The sequence below is a fragment of the Soonwooa sp. genome (assembly GCF_030151385.1).
Taxonomy (GTDB): Bacteria; Bacteroidota; Bacteroidia; order Flavobacteriales; family Weeksellaceae; genus Soonwooa.
Genome location: NZ_JASLDS010000016.1, coordinates 25,720 through 43,241, shown reverse-complemented (window position 1 = coordinate 43,241; position 17,522 = coordinate 25,720). Strand labels below are relative to the sequence as shown.

Below are 17,522 nucleotides of genomic sequence, written 5' to 3'. Positions count from 1 at the left end.
GATTTTAAGCTCCTGTTACTACTTTTGTGAAACGAATAACTTTGTCATGAAGTAGGTAACCTTTTTCGATGACATCAACAATTTTTCCTTTTAATTCTGGTGTTGGTGCTGGGATTTGCGTAATCGCTTCGTGGAAGTCTACGTTGAAGTCGTCGCCAGGATTAACTTCAATTGGTTTAAGACCTTTTTCCATTAATTTAGATTTGAATTTTTGATAAATCAATTCTACACCTTTAATGTCTTCTTCGCTTCCAGTTTTTGCAAGTTCTTTAAGTGCTCTTTCGAAGTCGTCCAAAACAGCCAACATCGAAATCATGATGTCTTGGTTAGCATACATAAAGAATTCGTTCTTTTCTTTTGCAGTTCTTCTCTTGTAGTTTTCGAATTCTGCATAAAGACGAAGGTAACGGTCTTTTTCTTCTGCCAATAATTCCTCAGATGTCTTCTCTGCTGTCACATTGTCAGTAGTGTTCTCTTCCGAATTTGCGTGTTCTTGATTTGTGAATTGTTCGTTTTCTTCGTGTATATCTTTGTTATCTTCCATATCGTTAGGTATTTCTTTATCAGATTACACAAAGAAACTGCCAAAACGAAATTTTAGACATTTAGTCCGATTTTTTTTTGATATCACTAAGAATCCATTGTAGTTGTAGGTCTTTGTCTTGATGGATGTTGTAGAAGTCGCTATCTACTTCGACATCGGGCATTACACCACGTTTTTGACCTACTGGATTTATATTTGGTTGAATAAATAAAAGTCCGATTGGTAAATCGATTTTAGAATTTTTGAGCTGAATGCTATTGTTAAAACCAGCTACCGTTCCGTCGTTAGCGCCGCCTGTTTCTTCGCCAACAATCGTTGCGCGCTTGTCAAACTTTAACTTTGCAGACAGAACCGATGACGCTGAAAAGCTTGCACCATTAATCAATACATATATTTTGCCTTTGAAAGCATCTTTGTTAGACTTACTTTCCTTGGCAGCAGATTCTTTAAAAATAGCCGTTCCATTGCTATTGACACCTGATAAAAATTTGTTCCCTGCTAAAAAAAATGGGTAAGCAGGTGCCGAGATAATTTTGCTAGTCGCTGACAGATTGAAAAAATAATTGCGATGTGTTGCCGCATTTTTAAATGTCATTTCTGGCATTTTAACCAAAGTATAATTCTCGTTGGTTAGATAAGAATATAGATTGTTGATTTCGTCCAAAGAACCACCAAGATTATTTCTAATATCAAGAATTAAATATTTTGATTTGGCTTCTTTTATTTTTTTAAAGGTTTTTTTATAAAATTTGGAAGAGCCCGTGTCAGAGAAAGTTTTTATTTTAATGTAAGCAACTGTACTATCTGGCGTTGCAAAACGCATACTTCTATTGAAAGAATTAGTTCTGGCATCGAAGTCGTAGATTTTTTTTGCCTCTTTACTAGGTTCATATTTCTGCTTCTTGGCTTCTTCTTTATCAATTCTTTTTAAGGTGAAATTGCTAATCTGGTTGTTGAAATTTATTTTCAGATTCGCTTCGTTCAAAAGACCATATTCGGCGGTGTAATAACTAAAGAAAGCCTCACTCATAGCATATTTGTAATAAGTTTGATTATAGCCATCCGAGGTTATCAGACTACGATATTTGCTAATGAGGTCTTTTGTTTTAACGCCATTTATTTCTAAAATTTCGGTGCCTGGGTTTAATTTTTTTTCTGAATCTATAGTTGCACGATTAACGATAATTTTATCAGCAGATATGCGATAAGTGTACTGTCCAAACAAAGGCGTTTTCTTTTCAAATGCTTTAGTTTCTGCTTTTGTATATTGCTTTTGAGGCATTCTTAGGCGAAGATGTCCTTCTCTGATTTGTGCAATAACAGGTGCTAGTTTAAAATAAAACTCTTGGCGATTAAGCGGTTGGTCGATGCTGAATTTAAGACTGTCTAATTTTTTTGTTAAATCCTGCTCGGAGATGTACCAAAACAATTCTGGATGAAAACGCTTCAAAGCAGTATAGGCTTGGTCAATATCTTGTTGAAGCGCTTCTACAGGAACTTTTTTTTCAAAGTCTGCATTGGCTTTTTTTACAGATTGACAGCCTAGTATCAAGAAACAAAAAACGAACAAATAAAGTCTTGACATAGCGTTCTACTTTCAGAATTCAAATGTAGCATTTTTATTGAAATCTTGCGAAAAAGTATTTATGAATAAGGAATAATTAAAATTAAATTTTCGTGACAACATACAATGGTATCGATTTTGACGTTGTTAAAAAAGCTATAATAAGTACCAAAATTATGATTAAACAAATTTTGACCACAATGATGATCGCCGCAAGTAGCACACTTGTATTTGCGCAAATGAAAAATGTCGGAAGTTTTACAAAGCTTAAAGTTTTTGACCAAATTAATGTAGAACTTGTCCCTGGAGACGAATATAAAGCTGATATTTCTGGAAAGAATGCTGGAAATGTGGAGTTTGTAAATAGTGGCAATGAGTTAAAAGTCAGAATGGTGACTTCTAAAGTTATGCAAGGTGATGCAACCAAAATTATCTTGTACTACAAAAACCTTGGAAGCATCCAAGCGAGTCAAGGTTCGGTTGTTTCTTCAACTTCGCCTGTTCATGTATCTAATCTTAGTTTAATTTCTAACGAAGGTTCCGTGATTGATATTGTTGCCGAAACGTCTGCTCTTAATACTAAAGTAAATACTGGAGGTTTAATAAAAATTTCGGGAGAGAGTACAACACAAGATGTTGTTGTTAACGCTGGTGGAAAATATGATGCAGCAGGATTTAAAACTGAAAACACTTCTGTAACTGTTAATGCTGGTGGCGAAGCAAATGTCTATGCAAGTCAAGATGTAACGGCAACGACGAGAGCTGGTGGCGTTATCAATGTGTATGGAAATCCTGAAAATAGAAACGATAAAAAAGTTATCGGCGGAAAGGTGAATTATAAATAATTTAACAATATTGTTTTATAATAGAAAAGCTACTCGATATGAGTAGCTTTTTCTATTAATTGTTCTCCATTATTTGTGTTCTGTTTAATCTTTACAAATGCTGTGCCACACAAATAATATTTATTTCTAAGATTCGAAGTAGGTCATCAAATCCATATAGTTTTTTTGGTTAACGCCATGTCCACTCATGTATTCTCTAAAGCTAAAGTAGCAACTTAAATCATACAATAATTCTGCTGCTTTTCTTCCCCAATCAATCGGAATAATAGCATCGTCTGTTCCGTGGGAAATAAAAAATCTTAAATGCTCTAGCTTTTTTTTGTCTTTAACAATGTCTGTTAAAAGCTTTTCTTCTGGGTAGCTGCTAAGGCAAGCAATTTTGTTGTACAATTGCGGAAAGCGAAGTGCCAATGCATAACTAAGCACACCACCCTGGCTAAAGCCACAAAGATGCGTCGGATTATCTACCAAACCGTAGTTGTTGCTGATTTGCATAATCGCCTGCATAATGCCAGAAATGGCTTCTTCGGCTTGCGGAACGTCTACAAATTTATCTTTATTTGTAAAGTCTATGTCGTACCAAGCATAGCCACCATAAGGCGTGTCTTTGGGTGCTCGAAAGCTAACAACCAACCAATCTTTTGGAAGTGTTGGTACAAAACTAAAAAGATCTTCTTCGTTACTACCATAACCATGAAGTAGCACCAAAAGTGGTGTAGAAGATATTATATTTTCGGGTTCTCTAAGGAGGTATTTTAAATCCATAAAGCAAAGATATATCTCGTCGCAGATATTTCCAAAATCTATTTTGTTATTGATAAAAACTTTACATGAAATTTATCTCAAAACAGCTACAAAAAATTTAGCAATAAAATCTAAACTACTTTATCAATAAAATTTTAACAAGCTGTATTGAGTGTAATTATTTAAGTTTAACTTTTACAATTTCGCCATCTGATTTTACTTCAACAAAAGTTTCTAAAAACTCGTTAAAGTCTTTTGTATAGGAGCTTGGTGTGTAATAATCTATTCTGCCATAATTGTCATAACCACTTCCAGAATATTTATTATAATTATAGTTGAGAGAATAATCCATGCTTCCATAAAGATAATACTTGCCAGGTTTCATGTCTGGAAATGTAAATTCGCCATCACTATTGGTAATTGCTTCAATACGGTAACGCATTGCAGCGCGATCCATGTAAACGAACTTATTTTTCTTAGGATTGTTTTTGCTTTTATCTTTCCAAAGTTTGTAGTATTCTTCGAAATAAGGTGTTACAGGAAATAGAGTCACCATTATTTTATTAGCTTTTACTTTGTCGAGAATCTTCATGCCATAACCGTTCTTTTGACGTGTAAAAGCTTCACCAACAATTTTTCCTTTCCCAAGTGCCAACATATTTTTGGCTTGTATAGAATCAAACTTCAAAGTGGGCATGGTTACAATTTCTGTTGCTTTTCGTTGCGCAGCTATTTTATCCGCTTTTTCGGGTTCTACATATTGTGCTGTTGCAGATATTGAGATTATTGTTAGAGAAAGTAAGCTTAGGATTTTTTTCATGTCTTTTATTTTAGTGAAATAAAAATAAGAAAAATTTTAAGCTAAAAGAAAAAACTATGATAATTTGATTAGAGCCTGTTTAAATTTTATTGATGAAATTTTCATAGCTATTTTGAGATGAATTTTTTATTTTACATTTGAAGATTTAGCGGGCTAAATTAAAAATGAGAAACAAAAAATTGACTTAAAAGAGCATTAAAATTAGCAAAGAAGATCTGACTGGTTTAAAAACAAATATTTCGGTAAAATTTTTAAACAGGCTCTTAATAATTTATGCTTTTATCTGTAGGTTTTTTGGATTCTTTTTCGAGTTTTTTTAGCGCTTTTTTCTTTTTCTTAGCTGCAGCTTCAATTTTATATTTAATAAAACCATAAATGCATAAAATGAGAAAAAAACCTAAACCTGTACAAATGGCAGCACCACCGAAGCTCGTGTATCTTTTACCAAGGATAAAATAATCGTAGCCAATATTTAGAAAAAGGTATATTAAAACAAAAAATGCTATCGGGAAAACAACGTAGGAAAAAACTAAAAGCATAAAATCGCCAGCATCTTCGAAGCCTCCTGTTTTTGCAAAGGTGTAAAACACGTAGTAAAACATAATCATGAAAGCCAAAACGATAATATTCATGACGAAAGTAAATGTTTTGATTGGTGTTTCTCTCATCCGAACTTTGTGGTCTTCAACAATAACTTTTGTAAGGCTTCCAATCGGCTTTTTATTATTGTCGCTATATGAAACATCGCCTTTGACTTGCTTTGTGTTTCCGTTTTTGTCACGATATTCTAGCGTCGGTTTGTAGTAGGTATTGCTGCGTGTCCTTGTGCCAATCGTTCTTCGGCTGGAGTCTTGTGAAGTACTTGTAAACTGGTCATATTTAACAATGGTAGCAATTTGTACATTTGGATTTAGTGCATCTTTGATTGTGATATAAAAACTTACCAGAATACCAAAAAACATCAAAACGACAAAATAAGAAGCAACGCCACCAATAATACCACCCAAAACACGCTGGAAAATTGACCGCTGATTTTGGTTATAAAACCAAGTCCCAGCAATAAATAAAGCTGCTAGAATCGTAAGAATCTTAATGAAGATATTGTCGCTAACGTCAAAGGTGACCTGAAATGGATACATCGATTGTATTTGTGACGAATATAAAGATTTTGATATAATAAAAGCTTCCCAAAATTAGAGGAAGCTTAGTCTATGTTTTCTTTTTTTGTTCTAATAAAAATAAACTTTAGGTTCATAATTTATTACTTTCGTTACAAGATTTCAATAATTGTTCTTCGAATTACATTTTCGGAGTAAGTTTCAAAAATTATGGTTTGATTTTCTTTTTTTTCAAATTTTGTTATTCTGTCTAAACTGATTTCGTAATTAAGTTTTTGACCATTAAACATAATTCGAGAACCACTAATTCTGGCTCCAAAATTTGTCAATATAAATTCGGTGCTTGAAAAAGTAGTGAAGTGTCTATCAAAACTTTCTTTGTTTGTACAGATTGATTCGCGGAAATTTAAGTTTCGACCAATATTGACATCAAAAGATTCTAAAAAAATCAAAACTTCATTTTTTATTGTTTCACTTTCATTCATGTGTATTTTTTTTAGTTTTCTTAAGTTCGAAATATCGGAATATAATATCAAATTAGCTTAATCCCAAATTTAACGAAAAAGCTTCCCCATTTGAGGAAGCTTTTCTATAAGGAATGATTTTGGTAAACCATTTCATGTTTTTCAATATCACTTAATTATTTTGTTAGATTGCAAAAAAGATTTTATATCATTCAAAACTTCGTTGGGTCTTTCGTCTTTTACGCCATGCGAGGTTTTGTTATAAACCTTATGCGTAATAAAACTAGGATGTGCTTTGGCTAGTTTTTCGTTCTCAACTTTAAAATCAAACCAGTCGTTATCGCTTATTGGGTCAAAAATGAGCATTGGTTTATCCAAATTTCTATAAATTATTTTTGGATTCAATTGATGTGTGGACGCTCCAAAAGCCGTTTTAGCTGTGAAAGGAGTGTAGATAATAGCCAAATTTTCTTCCGCTGAATTTTCTCCTGTAAGTTCTTCTGCGCCAGGATTTATTTCGAATTTATTTTGCTTATTCTTTTTAATTCTCGCATACGAAGTAAAAATTTCTTTTTTAAGCCTTTTATCTTGCTTCCCTTTTGCACCCCAATTGTTATAAATATACCAATATGCCTCAAATTCGGTATTGAAAATTAAGGGTTTTTTATTTGCGTAATACTGCTTAGTTTCCTCAATACTTTTGATAATATTAGATTCTTGTTCGCCAATATCCCAAGCAACAGAACCACCATCTTCCAAAATTAATGCTTGTACAGCGGTAGGATAGGTGTTATAAAATGCGGTACTAATTGTTCCGCCACGAGACCAACCTCCGATAATGGCTTGCTTAATATTCTTTTTATCCATTAAGAATTTTATGTCATCTACAACGTCATAGATGCTTACATCTTTTTTAGGAATTTCGGTGTATCCGTGTCCATAGTAATCGATGGCAATTACATGTAGATTCATTTTAACTAGTTCATCAATAATTTTATACAACTCATAAGCATTGCTATATGTCCCATGAATCCAAATAAGCGTAGGGTTTTTAGGATTTCCCCATTCCAAATAATGCATGTTTACGTTGTTGGTTTGGATATAATTACCATATTTTTTTTCGTAGTTATTAAACTCAGTTTTATACTCGTTGTATAAACTTATCTGATTTAATGAGTCTTTATTAATGCTTTTTCCAGATTGCCCGAAAAGCGGAAAGCTTGTAAAAATTAAGATTAGTAGTAAAAAGTAGTTCTTTCCCAAATTTGTAATTTTCGTGAATTTAATAGTCATAATTTATTTTTAGTGAACGAATCTAGATTATCCTTTGTGACTTTATAGACAAAGATGTCTAAAGATATAAATTTAATTAATCCAAATATAACAAAAAAAGCTTCTCCAAATTGGAAAAGCTTTTTCAAAAAATGGCTTCGTTGAAGCTCTGGTTTTGCAAACATAATGTTAGCACAAACTCCTATTGTATTTTAAATAGTCCGATTGTATAATCAAGTAGCTTTTGGTCTCCAAAGTCGCCGTGGCCTGGGATAACAACTTTTACGTTTGGATATTGTTTTTTTACCTTCTCAACTGTCGTCGACCAAGCTTCTGTGTTGGCATCGCCAAGATAACCTTTACTAGCATTTAGTTCTTTTATCAAACATCCGCCAAACAAAACATTGTCACTTGGGAAATATCCAACAACATTGTCTCTGGTATGTCCTTCTCCGAAAAATTTGACCAAAGCAACTTCATTCCCAACTTTAAGTGTCATTGAATCTTTTATGCTATTAATTGGAACTTCAAAATTGTTTTCTTTTGCAAGTTCTATCGTTTTGGAATAGGCATAGGAAGGGATTTTACGATCGTGAAACGCCTTTAGACCTCCCAAACAATCATCGTGAAAATGCGTAGGAACAATTGCATCAATTTTACTGTGAAGTTTGGTCTCAATCCAGTTAATTAATTCAACTGAAGTGGCGTCATTTGTAGGTGTGTCAAAAACGATGACTTCTCCATTATTTTGGACAATTAATCCGTTACAAGGAACTTTTCCCCACTCATCAGTTTGCTTATATGAGGTGTGTTCGAAGGTGTTTTTTGAAACCTGAGTAATAATTAAATCCTCAGATTTGTACAACACTTTTGGACTAAACGATTCTGTTTTTTGAGATTGACAACTTAGAAAAGTGTATGAAAATATGAGTATTAAAGCGATTTTTATTATTTTGTTCATTTTTATTATTTTTAGTTTTTAAAATTCCTGCTAAAGGGAAAGTTAAATCTACATGTTTGATAATTACCTTGCATTTTGAAAATAGAATCTAAGTGGCTTGATTGTTAGTTTCTTAAATCCGTTGGTGTATAACCAAAATACTTTTTGAAGGCAAAGGAAAAATGTGAAAGATTTTCAAATCCAGTTTCAAGATATACCTCAATTGGCTTCCGTTTTTTTTCTGATAATTGGTAATGTGCGAGTTCCAATCTTTTTTGAATGATCCATTTTTGTGGTGTGATGTTGTATGCCTTTTTGAAATCTCGTTTGAAAGTGGTCAAACTTCTGCCTGTCATTTGTCCAAATTGTTCCATCGTTAAATTATGCATGTAATTTTTTTCCATAAAATCCGTAAGATTAATTTTATGAGGTTCAGAAAAATCTGCCAAGAGATTATCTATGTCTGTGTCAATAGAACGAAGAATGGTTAACGCTTCTTCTATTTTTATGGATATCATTTTTTTTGGCAATTCATTTTCTAGATCAAAATATGGAATAAGCGAGGCGAAGAAACTTTCCAATAACGGATGTTTTTCAAAAGTCTTTATTTTATGGGTATGCGTCTTTGTGTGTTGAATTGGATTATTACTGTAAAAATCTTTTAATCTTTGCGGCGAAAAGAATATTACTATTGCTTTATACGGTTGTCCGTCTTTCGGATTTTTGATGAGCGTAGAAACTTGGTTGCGAGGAAATAACAATGTATCGCCTGCTTTAAAATGATATGTTCTGTCCGCCTGTATTACTTTCATTTCGCCTGAAACTATTCTTGCAAATGAATGGTGTTCCAAAGCAACTTCATCTTTGTAATATTTTTCTTCGATGCACGATAATAGGATTTCGGCATATTCACTTTGTTGTATTCCGGACATAAGATTGAAAATCTAAATTTACAAAAAAAATGAGGTGTTTAAAAAAACACCTCGTTATAAATTAATTTTTTAGCTTAGCTTTTGTGTACAACTTCGATTTCATAACCATCGGGATCAATTATCCAGGTTGCAAAATAGCCAGGATAATATTCTGGAAAAACTCTTGGCGCATACATTGTTTCAGCGCCTGCCTCTACAGCCGATTTGTAGAATGCCTCAATCTCTTCGTGGTTTTTCGCTACCAAACCAATGTGAACGCCTTTGGTTGGATTTCCTGTTTTCAACCAAAAAAATACAGTTTGACCATCGCCAAAACCTTTTAAATCTGGATGTCCATTTTCACCTTTGAAATCCATTGCCAATGAGATATTAAGCGGTTTTAAGGCTTTGGCATAGAATTCAACTGATTGTTCTAAATCGCTTACTGGAATAATAACGTGGTCTAACATAATTTTTCTATTTTTTGTTGATATAAAGGTACAATTTCATATAGTAATTTACTTTGTTTTAAAGACCAATTTTACTTTGTTAAAAGGGTCAATCCTAAGCTTGCCATAAACTATGAAATTGAGGTATATATAAAACAGATTCACTCCCAAATATAACGAAAAAAGCTTCTTCAAATTGAGAAAGCTTTTTAAGAAGACTGATTTTTTGTGACTTTATTTGATTTTGAATAGAATGTTAGCCGACGTTTTTACTATGTGTTCTTTTCACAATTTTCCTCAATTCTTTATTTTTCGTTTTAAGATAAATTACTCCAGAACTTCCCCTCATTCCGTAAATTGCAGATCCTTGTTGTTGGTTAAGAATCCAAATTGAAATATTTTTCTCATTAATTTTGTCTAAAATTAATCTTGCATTTGGATTTTCATTTAAGTCAAGCGGAACGCTTTTTTTTCTACTATATTCTAAAACGAAGAGAATTTTTAAGCCACATAAATTCCCACTTGAATTAACATTTTCAAGATTTATCGAACCTCCATGAATTTTAACTACAGGATTATATTTTTTGTAAATTGTATCGAACTCTATTTTTCTTTTTATTAATTCTATTTTTTTTGAAATTTGATTTTCAGACCTAATTAACTTTAACCATTCTTTATTATTAGCTTGCAAGTCACAATCTTTGTATTTCAGTTCAGTAGGTTCTACTCGTGGATTATTATTAGTTTGTGAAGAAAAAAAACTTACACTAAAACTTAGAAAAAACGATAGTATTATTTTTGGGTAACTCATTTTTATAAAATGTCAGCTAACAATTAAAAATAGATATATAAATCAACAAATCGATTCACTCCCAAATATACCAAAAAAAGCTTCCCCAATTTGAGGAAGCTTAGTTTATATAGTTTCAAATAAAAACTTAAACAGCTTTTACGATAAAGTAAGATTTTTTACCTTTTTGTAGGAGTAAGAATTTACCATCGATAAGGTCACTTTCCGAAGCAGCAAAAGTATCATTTACTTTCTCTTTGTTTACAGAAATAGCATTTCCTTTCAGTTCGCGCGTTGCTTCAGATTTTGATTTTAAAAAACCAGATTTCTCCGAAACCAAATCCACGATGTTGGTCGCGATAACCTCAGATTTTGCGATTTCCTTTTGCGGAACGCCGTCAAAAATCTGTAAAAACAAATCCTCATCAAGACTTTGCAAATCCTCCGCAGTCGAACGTCCAAAAAGAATTTCCGTTGCTTTCAAAGCTTTTTCAAACTCTTCTTTTCCATGAACCCAAATCGTTACATCTTCTGCTAAACGCTTCTGAAGTTTACGCTCGTGCGGCGCCGTTTTGTGTTCCTCAATCAAAGCCTCGATTTCTGGTTTGTCGATAAAGGTGTAATATTTAATAAAGCGCTCAGCATCGTCATCCGTAGCATTTAACCAAAATTGGTAAAATTGGTAAGGAGAAGTTCTTTTCGCGTCCAGCCAGTAGTTTTCACCACTTTCAGACTTCCCGAATTTTGATCCGTCCGCTTTAGTAATCAATTTAGTTGTCAAGGCAAAAGCTTCACCTTGGGCTTTACGACGGATTAACTCCGTTCCAGTCGTAATATTTCCCCATTGGTCAGATCCACCCATTTGTAACTTAATACCCATATCTTGGTACAAGTGTAGGTAATCGTAACCTTGTAGCAATTGGTAAGTAAACTCTGTAAAGCTCATTCCATCCGCGCCATCTTCGCCCGAGAAACGTTTTTTCACAGAATCCTTCGCCATCATATAATTCACGGTGATGTGCTTTCCGATATTCTTCGCAAAATCCAAAAACGTAACATTCTTCATCCAGTCGTAGTTGTTCACCAATTCTGCTTTGTTAGCTTCGTTACCATCAAAGTTCAGGAATCGTGATAATTGACCTTTAATACAATCCACGTAATACAATAGGGTAGCCTCATCTAACAGATTTCGTTCTGCGGATTTTCCAGATGGGTCACCAATCATCCCCGTCGCACCACCAACCAAAGCAACTGGTTTGTGTCCATGACGTTGAAAATGAGCCAAAATTTTAATTGGAATCAAACTTCCGATGTGTAACGAATCTGCAGTTGGGTCAAAACCAATGTAGGCTGTGGTCATCTCTTTTTCAAGTTGTTCCTCAGTCCCAGGCGACATATCGGCAAAAAGCCCGCGCCATTTTAGTTCTTCAATAAATGCATTCATTCGGTTAAAATTTAATTTGCAAAGTTAAGCAATTGCTTTCTCCCATGCCTAATAAAAGCGCTGATAATTCTTAGGAGCCAGGAACCTGCTTTCCACTATATCTTTTGCGTTATCGCTTGGACGGCTCCGCTACGCTCCGCCGCCTCACTCCAACCCAAAAGGATGCCGTGTCAATCAGGGCTAAAAAAACACCTCAATTATTAATCGAGGTGTTTTGTAGTTTATAATAACTTTAGTTGCAATTGTTATTGTAATCAGAAATTACTTCCGCAACAGTACTTCTAATATCATGGACTGAATTGGAATATTGGTCTTTAATTAATTTGCCCAGCCCAGTTCGTTTCTTACCTTCATCCGCTTTTAACGACGCATATTCACCTTTACTTAATTTATCTTTTACAAAAGGGCAATCATTAATCAAGGATCTAATATCATCATAATTAAGATCTTTTAATTTACTTCCATTTTTAGAATAGATATAGGTGGGATTATTTTTGAGTCTGGTAATTTCCTCATCCATCAATTGTACTTGTCTGTTCCCAGCTGCAATAGTTGTTGGGTAGCCATAGATTTTATAGATTTTTAATTTACCATCATTTACCAATTCCACAAGTTGATTCGTTTTTGTAAGATTATTAAATGCTTTGACACCAGCACTAATCGTTCCCATATTAGAAGATATACCTTCCTTTACATTCGTGTATCTTATAGTTTGGAATTTCCTTTCTACATCGCCATCATAAGCAACATATTCTTGAATGTCGTCATCATCGAGAACTTTGAATTTTTGTCTTTTTCTAGATTTGTCAATATCGCTTTCTGCGACAAATTTAACTTTCTTTTGATTTTGCCAAGGATGATTGTCATCTCCAGCAAGTTTTACTAAGCCATTGATTTTTTTTCCACTCTTGTCGATAATGTAGCCAAATTTTTCATTGCCTTTTAGCTCGTATTCATCATTGTCTTGAGCCGAAACAAATTGGGTACTTGCTGTAACGCAAATTAAAAATAATAGAATTTTTTTCATGTTTTGATGATTTTAATTGCGCTAATATAACATTTAATTGAATTAAATGATTGAACAAATAAAATCTTTAGCTTCAGATTCCCAATTTTTATTTTCGAGGAGGATTTTTACAAAAGCCGTTCCGATGATGCCGCCTTGTGCTTTTTCGGTCACTGATTGAAAATCTTGCTTGTTTTTAATTCCAAAACCAATGAAGACAGGATTTTTAAGATTAAGTGAAGCCAAACGGTCGAGGTAAGCGTCGTTCTTCAAAGTTGCGTTGGCATTCCCTGTTGTCGAAGACGAACTTACAGCATACAAAAATCTAGAACTCAAAGAATCCAAATATTTGATACGCTCTTCCGAAGTTTCGGGCGTTACCAAAAAACTAAAATTGATTTGATACTTTTTCAGTATGGCGCCATATTGTTTTTCAAACTCATAAGCAGGGAGATCTGGAATAATTAATCCTGAAACGCCAACTTCTTGACATTTTTTGCAAAAATTCTCGAATCCAAATTGCAAAACAGGGTTAATGTAACCCATCAATACTTTTGGAATTGTGACAGAATCTTTAATTGCAGCAAGTTGCTCGAATAATTTTGCGATGGTCATTCCGTTTTTTAAAGCTAAAATATGAGCATCTTGGATCACAGGTCCATCTGCAACAGGATCCGAATATGGAATACCGATTTCCATCATATCTGCTCCAGAATCTTGGATAAGTTGGGCAACTTTGCCTGTGTCATCAAGATTTGGAACGCCTGCTGTAAAGTATATGTTTAATTTTTTCATTGTAAAATAAGTGTTAAAAATTGATTAATTGCGTACATAATGACTTCATAACTCAGTGCGACAATTATTGCAATGGGAATATAAATCCATCTAATTTTGAATGTAAATTGACCTTCCAGCGCTTTGAAAGCCCTGAAGATTCTGTGTCTATGTCTGTAAAAAACAAAGAAAATAACCAGTTGATAAAAAATGGCGTTGGCTAAAGCACCTTGGATTACGCCGAAAAAATAATCCTGCAGAATGATGTTTGTCAAAATAGTCGTCAATACCAAACCTCCAATTATTCGGGTTTTCTGAATAACCAAAAGAATTGCTCCTATAACTTCGAAGAATCCAATTATTATAACATAAGGTTTTGAATAAGAATAGAACGCCCACATCAATGACATAGGGTCTAACTTGTTAATCGGTTTTGTATAACTAGAGATATCTCCAAATTGCATAGGCTTTGCGACACCATAAATAATCATGTATGCCGCAACTAGAAGTACTGAAATCCATTCGAAGATGTTGAGGATTTCTTCTTTTGTTATTTTGAGTTGTTTCATTATTTTTATTGTAAAAAGTATAAAGTACAAAGTACAAAGTACATTGTGCTAAATTATTTTAGAGTTAGAATACTTTGTACGTTTTACATAGTACCGATTACAGATAGATAAGTTTCCATGTCTTTGTCACCACGTCCAGACAGGCAAATCACAACTACATCGTCTTTTTGGAACTTCTTTTTGTCCAAAACCGCCAAAGCATGGGCACTTTCGAGCGCTGGAATAATGCCGTCGAGCTTGGTCAAATCGAAAGCTGACTTTAAGGCTTCGTCATCGTTGATACTGAAAAACTCCGCACGTTTTTCTTTGAAAAGATTGGCGTGCATTGGTCCAATTCCGGGATAATCCAAACCCGCCGAAATCGAGTGTGGCTCAATAACTTGACCATCTTCGGTTTGCATAACAAGACTTTGGCTGCCATGCAAGACGCCCAAAGTTCCAAGAAAAGTTGTTGCCGCCGACTTCCCCGAATGGACGCCCAAACCGCCAGCTTCGGCTGCAATAATTTTGACTTCTGGCTCATTTACAAAATGGTAAAAAGTCCCTGCTGCATTGCTTCCGCCGCCAACGCAAGCGATAACGTAATCGGGATTTTCGCGACCGATTTGTTCGTGAAGTTGCTCCTTAATTTCTTTTGAAATCACACTTTGAAATCGCGCCACCAAATCGGGAAAAGGATGCGGCCCGACAACACTACCAATGATGTAATGCGTGGTTGTTGGATTGTTAATCCAGTCGCGCAAAGCCTCGTTGACAGCGTCTTTGAGGGTTTTGGAACCCGAAGTTGCGGGAACAACTTTGGCACCGAGCATTTTCATTCTAGCGACATTAGGCGCTTGACGTTGGATGTCGATTTCGCCCATGTACACGATACATTCGAGACCGAGAAGCGCGCAAGCTGTCGCGGTTGCAACGCCATGTTGTCCCGCGCCAGTTTCTGCAATAATGCGTTGTTTGCCGAGTTTTTTTGCTAGTAAAGCTTGACCAAGCGCATTATTAATTTTATGCGCTCCGGTATGGTTGAGGTCTTCGCGTTTTAGAAAAATCTTGGCTTGATATTTCTCGCTCAAATTTTTCGAAAAATAGAGTGGTGTGGCACGACCAACGTAGTTTTTAAGAAGCTCCTGATATTCATTTTGGAAATCTTCGGATTCTATGATTTTTAAATATTGTTCTTGTAATTCTTTGACATTCGGGTACAGCATTTCGGGGATAAATGCGCCTCCGAATTCGCCGTAATAACCGTTATTATCTGGATTTTTGTAGTTCATTTTTTTTGTTTTTCTATTTAAAAAGAGTTCCTAAGGAACGATTTAACAAAGGATAGGAATTTATTCCTATCGTTATATGGTATTGTTTTTTTTAAAATATTTGATAGGAAGCTATTCCTATCAGTATATATTTTTAGTTTTATTTTTTTATTTAAAAGAGTTCCCAAGGAACGATTTAACAAAGGATAGGAAGTTATTCCTATCGTTATATGGTTTTAATTGTACTAATCCCAAAGATATTTTTCGTCGTATTCAATTTGATATTTTTTATAGTATTCAAGGATTTCGGTCCTGAAACCAAATTCTTTATGATGTTCTCGTTGGTTTTTAATATAATTAATGACCGTATTGACATTAGTTGGACTTACCGAAAATGCGCCGTAACCATCTTGCCAAAAGAAATTTTCATATTTTTCGGCTTTTGTTTTTATCCATTTTGAAGAATGTGCTTTTATTTCTTGTACAAGTTTCATTAAAGCAATTTTTCTTGATAACAAACACAAAATATGAATATGGTTGTCTGTGCCTCCAATTTGTATTGCCTGGCTTTCGAAATCTTTACAAAGGCAAGCGATGTACGAAAACAATTCATTTTCTATCGTTTCATCAATAAAATCAACACGATTTTTTGTGCTGAAAATAATGTGAACATAATTTTTGACTAATGACTGTGACATGATTTGCGTTTTATTTTTCCAAAAATTGAATTCTATAAATCGGATTTTATCCGATTCTTATTTAAATCGTCTCTTTGGGACTTTCTAAATTATTTTATTTACGAATAGAAACTTGCAATATTATTTTCATTGAGTTGTGCGAGACTATTTTTGTTTTCAGGATTTAAGTTAATAATTAAAATATCATCATCTTCTGAAGTTTGCCAAGTTCCATCATCAAATTCTTGGATAAATTTCGCTTTGTTTTTCAGAATTTCGATGTTATTTCTTCGGTAGAAATTTCTTAAAGGCGCTTCACAGAAACTTATAATTTGACGATTGTTTTCTTTAGCATTTTGAGCAAATCGTTGTAAGAGCACGCTTCCGTAAGATTGTCCTTTGACAGCTGCGACTAAGCCAACCATTTCAGTGAACTGAAATTTTTCATGGTCAATCTCTAAAACAAAATTTGGATTGAGTCTTAGCAAAGCTAAAATTTCATTTTGTTCGTTTAGTAAAAATTGAAATTCGGTGTCTTGGAAGTAAGTTTTAAAATCTTGCGAACTCATATTTTTCCAAGCTTCAATTTCCCAGAGATTTAGAATTGTTTTGATGTCTTCATCGCTTATTTCGGACGCTTTTTTGATGATGTATTTTAAGTTAGAATTCATTTTATATTTGAAACTTTTGATTTTTTCAATATCCTTATTACCTGCTTCAATTTCGAATTTTGAATTGATGTCCAAGGCAATAGGTTTTTGTTTTAAACTTGTTAATTGTTGGATGTTCTCTTCTGAAATTCCACCACTCAAAAAATAAGGCAATGGAATTTCTAATTCGTTTAATATTGACCAATCAAAGGATTTTCCTGTCCCGCCAAAAGCTTTGGAATCGGTATCGAATAGTAGATTTGAGATTTGAGATTTGAGATTTGAGATTTTCGCTAATTTTTTTTTGATTTCCAAAATATCATTTCCAACTCGAATAACTTTGATAATTTTTATTTTGTTTGAAAGTTTTTGCCTTAATTCTAAAACAAAATTTTCGTCTTCATCACCATGCAATTGAATGTAATTGAGTTTTACTTTTTCGGTTGCTTCTAGAATGTTTTCTATTGTTCCATTTACAAATACGCCGACTTTTCCCTGACTATTGATTTCTGAAATTTGTTCTAAACTTAAATGATTTAACACAAATCTTGGAGACTTTTCGTAAAAGATAAATCCTAAAAAGTCAACATCCATTGCAACCAATTCTTGGATTTGGTCAAGCTTTGTCAATCCGCAGACTTTCAATTGGATTTGAGATTCTAGATTTGAGATTTTAGATTGCATTTTCGAA

General features: G+C 33.8%; 19 protein-coding genes. 1 reads left to right on the top strand and 18 read right to left on the bottom strand.

Features of this window, described 5'->3' with window-relative positions; all coding sequences use genetic code 11:
* Positions 1-4: 4 nt before the first annotated feature.
* Positions 5-544, bottom strand: a complete 540-nt coding sequence (locus Q1V95_RS02305) for a nucleotide exchange factor GrpE (RefSeq protein WP_300669854.1) — start codon at positions 542-544, stop codon at positions 5-7.
* A 61-nt stretch (positions 545-605) separates the two neighbouring features.
* Positions 606-2,129 carry a S41 family peptidase gene (locus Q1V95_RS02300; RefSeq protein ID WP_300669853.1) on the bottom strand — a complete coding sequence of 508 codons (1,524 nt, stop codon included), beginning with the start codon at positions 2,127-2,129 and terminating at the stop codon, positions 606-608.
* Between the two features lie 92 nt (positions 2,130-2,221).
* On the opposite strand from Q1V95_RS02300, the gene Q1V95_RS02295 reads away from it, so the two are divergent.
* A complete protein-coding gene (locus tag Q1V95_RS02295) occupies positions 2,222-2,953 on the top strand; it encodes a head GIN domain-containing protein (RefSeq protein WP_300669851.1) in 732 nt (243 codons plus the stop codon).
* Between the two features lie 126 nt (positions 2,954-3,079).
* Here the strand turns inward: Q1V95_RS02295 and Q1V95_RS02290 are convergent, their stop codons facing one another.
* From Q1V95_RS02290 to Q1V95_RS16265, 16 genes are all read right to left on the bottom strand, one after another.
* Positions 3,080-3,718, bottom strand: a complete 639-nt coding sequence (locus tag Q1V95_RS02290) for an alpha/beta hydrolase-fold protein (protein WP_300669849.1) — start codon at positions 3,716-3,718, stop codon at positions 3,080-3,082.
* Between the two features lie 157 nt (positions 3,719-3,875).
* Positions 3,876-4,517, bottom strand: coding sequence for a hypothetical protein (locus tag Q1V95_RS02285; protein ID WP_300669847.1), 642 nt, complete (start codon positions 4,515-4,517; stop codon positions 3,876-3,878).
* A 263-nt stretch (positions 4,518-4,780) separates the two neighbouring features.
* Complete coding sequence (locus Q1V95_RS02280) at positions 4,781-5,656, bottom strand: hypothetical protein (protein ID WP_300669845.1); 876 nt, start codon at positions 5,654-5,656, stop codon at positions 4,781-4,783.
* Between the two features lie 131 nt (positions 5,657-5,787).
* Positions 5,788-6,120 (bottom strand): hypothetical protein, encoded by a 333-nt coding sequence (locus Q1V95_RS02275; RefSeq protein WP_300669843.1) that lies wholly within the window; start codon positions 6,118-6,120, stop codon positions 5,788-5,790.
* A 147-nt stretch (positions 6,121-6,267) separates the two neighbouring features.
* Entirely contained in the window at positions 6,268-7,392 is a 1,125-nt protein-coding gene (locus tag Q1V95_RS02270; protein ID WP_300669841.1) for an alpha/beta hydrolase, read from the bottom strand.
* A 181-nt stretch (positions 7,393-7,573) separates the two neighbouring features.
* Positions 7,574-8,332 (bottom strand): subclass B1 metallo-beta-lactamase, encoded by a 759-nt coding sequence (gene bla / locus Q1V95_RS02265; RefSeq protein ID WP_300669839.1) that lies wholly within the window; start codon positions 8,330-8,332, stop codon positions 7,574-7,576.
* A 104-nt stretch (positions 8,333-8,436) separates the two neighbouring features.
* A complete protein-coding gene (locus Q1V95_RS02260; RefSeq protein WP_300669838.1) occupies positions 8,437-9,243 on the bottom strand; it encodes an AraC family transcriptional regulator in 807 nt (268 codons plus the stop codon).
* 74 nt (positions 9,244-9,317) lie between these two features.
* Entirely contained in the window at positions 9,318-9,692 is a 375-nt protein-coding gene (locus Q1V95_RS02255) for a VOC family protein (protein WP_300669836.1), read from the bottom strand.
* A gap of 235 nt (positions 9,693-9,927) precedes the next feature.
* Complete coding sequence (locus tag Q1V95_RS02250; protein WP_300669834.1) at positions 9,928-10,482, bottom strand: hypothetical protein; 555 nt, start codon at positions 10,480-10,482, stop codon at positions 9,928-9,930.
* A 127-nt stretch (positions 10,483-10,609) separates the two neighbouring features.
* The gene (gene tyrS / locus Q1V95_RS02245; RefSeq protein WP_300669832.1) at positions 10,610-11,905 is read right to left on the bottom strand and encodes a tyrosine--tRNA ligase; all 1,296 of its coding nucleotides are present in this window, start codon (positions 11,903-11,905) and stop codon (positions 10,610-10,612) included.
* A gap of 232 nt (positions 11,906-12,137) precedes the next feature.
* Positions 12,138-12,932 carry a hypothetical protein gene (locus Q1V95_RS02240; RefSeq protein ID WP_300669830.1) on the bottom strand — a complete coding sequence of 265 codons (795 nt, stop codon included), beginning with the start codon at positions 12,930-12,932 and terminating at the stop codon, positions 12,138-12,140.
* Positions 12,933-12,974: 42 nt separating this feature from the next.
* The gene (trpA, locus tag Q1V95_RS02235; protein WP_300669828.1) at positions 12,975-13,706 is read right to left on the bottom strand and encodes a tryptophan synthase subunit alpha; all 732 of its coding nucleotides are present in this window, start codon (positions 13,704-13,706) and stop codon (positions 12,975-12,977) included.
* On the bottom strand, positions 13,703-14,254 hold the full coding sequence (locus Q1V95_RS02230) for a hypothetical protein (RefSeq protein ID WP_300669826.1): 552 nt from the start codon (positions 14,252-14,254) through the stop codon (positions 13,703-13,705). The genes trpA and Q1V95_RS02230 overlap by 4 nt, the downstream gene beginning before the upstream one ends.
* Positions 14,255-14,337: 83 nt before the next feature.
* The gene (trpB, locus tag Q1V95_RS02225) at positions 14,338-15,525 is read right to left on the bottom strand and encodes a tryptophan synthase subunit beta (protein ID WP_300669824.1); all 1,188 of its coding nucleotides are present in this window, start codon (positions 15,523-15,525) and stop codon (positions 14,338-14,340) included.
* A 224-nt stretch (positions 15,526-15,749) separates the two neighbouring features.
* Positions 15,750-16,202, bottom strand: a complete 453-nt coding sequence (gene tnpA / locus Q1V95_RS02220) for an IS200/IS605 family transposase (RefSeq protein ID WP_300669822.1) — start codon at positions 16,200-16,202, stop codon at positions 15,750-15,752.
* A gap of 98 nt (positions 16,203-16,300) precedes the next feature.
* On the bottom strand, positions 16,301-17,515 hold the full coding sequence (locus Q1V95_RS16265; RefSeq protein WP_366143263.1) for a phosphoribosylanthranilate isomerase: 1,215 nt from the start codon (positions 17,513-17,515) through the stop codon (positions 16,301-16,303).
* Positions 17,516-17,522: the final 7 nt, after the last annotated feature.

What these genes read in the sequence shown, in the direction of transcription:
- Q1V95_RS02230 (WP_300669826.1), bottom strand. Translation starts at nt 14,254, where the DNA reads ATGAAACAACTCAAAATAACAAAAGAAGAAATCCTCAACATCTTCGAA.
- Q1V95_RS02250 (WP_300669834.1), bottom strand. Translation starts at nt 10,482, where the DNA reads ATGAGTTACCCAAAAATAATACTATCGTTTTTTCTAAGTTTTAGTGTA.
- Q1V95_RS02240 (WP_300669830.1), bottom strand. Translation starts at nt 12,932, where the DNA reads ATGAAAAAAATTCTATTATTTTTAATTTGCGTTACAGCAAGTACCCAA.
- Q1V95_RS02305 (WP_300669854.1), bottom strand. Translation starts at nt 544, where the DNA reads ATGGAAGATAACAAAGATATACACGAAGAAAACGAACAATTCACAAAT.
- tnpA (WP_300669822.1), bottom strand. Translation starts at nt 16,202, where the DNA reads ATGTCACAGTCATTAGTCAAAAATTATGTTCACATTATTTTCAGCACA.
- Q1V95_RS02255 (WP_300669836.1), bottom strand. Translation starts at nt 9,692, where the DNA reads ATGTTAGACCACGTTATTATTCCAGTAAGCGATTTAGAACAATCAGTT.
- Q1V95_RS02290 (WP_300669849.1), bottom strand. Translation starts at nt 3,718, where the DNA reads ATGGATTTAAAATACCTCCTTAGAGAACCCGAAAATATAATATCTTCT.
- Q1V95_RS02280 (WP_300669845.1), bottom strand. Translation starts at nt 5,656, where the DNA reads ATGTATCCATTTCAGGTCACCTTTGACGTTAGCGACAATATCTTCATT.
- tyrS (WP_300669832.1), bottom strand. Translation starts at nt 11,905, where the DNA reads ATGAATGCATTTATTGAAGAACTAAAATGGCGCGGGCTTTTTGCCGAT.
- Q1V95_RS16265 (WP_366143263.1), bottom strand. Translation starts at nt 17,515, where the DNA reads ATGCAATCTAAAATCTCAAATCTAGAATCTCAAATCCAATTGAAAGTC.
- Q1V95_RS02270 (WP_300669841.1), bottom strand. Translation starts at nt 7,392, where the DNA reads ATGACTATTAAATTCACGAAAATTACAAATTTGGGAAAGAACTACTTT.
- Q1V95_RS02275 (WP_300669843.1), bottom strand. Translation starts at nt 6,120, where the DNA reads ATGAATGAAAGTGAAACAATAAAAAATGAAGTTTTGATTTTTTTAGAA.
- Q1V95_RS02300 (WP_300669853.1), bottom strand. Translation starts at nt 2,129, where the DNA reads ATGTCAAGACTTTATTTGTTCGTTTTTTGTTTCTTGATACTAGGCTGT.
- trpA (WP_300669828.1), bottom strand. Translation starts at nt 13,706, where the DNA reads ATGAAAAAATTAAACATATACTTTACAGCAGGCGTTCCAAATCTTGAT.
- bla (WP_300669839.1), bottom strand. Translation starts at nt 8,332, where the DNA reads ATGAACAAAATAATAAAAATCGCTTTAATACTCATATTTTCATACACT.
- trpB (WP_300669824.1), bottom strand. Translation starts at nt 15,525, where the DNA reads ATGAACTACAAAAATCCAGATAATAACGGTTATTACGGCGAATTCGGA.
- Q1V95_RS02260 (WP_300669838.1), bottom strand. Translation starts at nt 9,243, where the DNA reads ATGTCCGGAATACAACAAAGTGAATATGCCGAAATCCTATTATCGTGC.
- Q1V95_RS02285 (WP_300669847.1), bottom strand. Translation starts at nt 4,517, where the DNA reads ATGAAAAAAATCCTAAGCTTACTTTCTCTAACAATAATCTCAATATCT.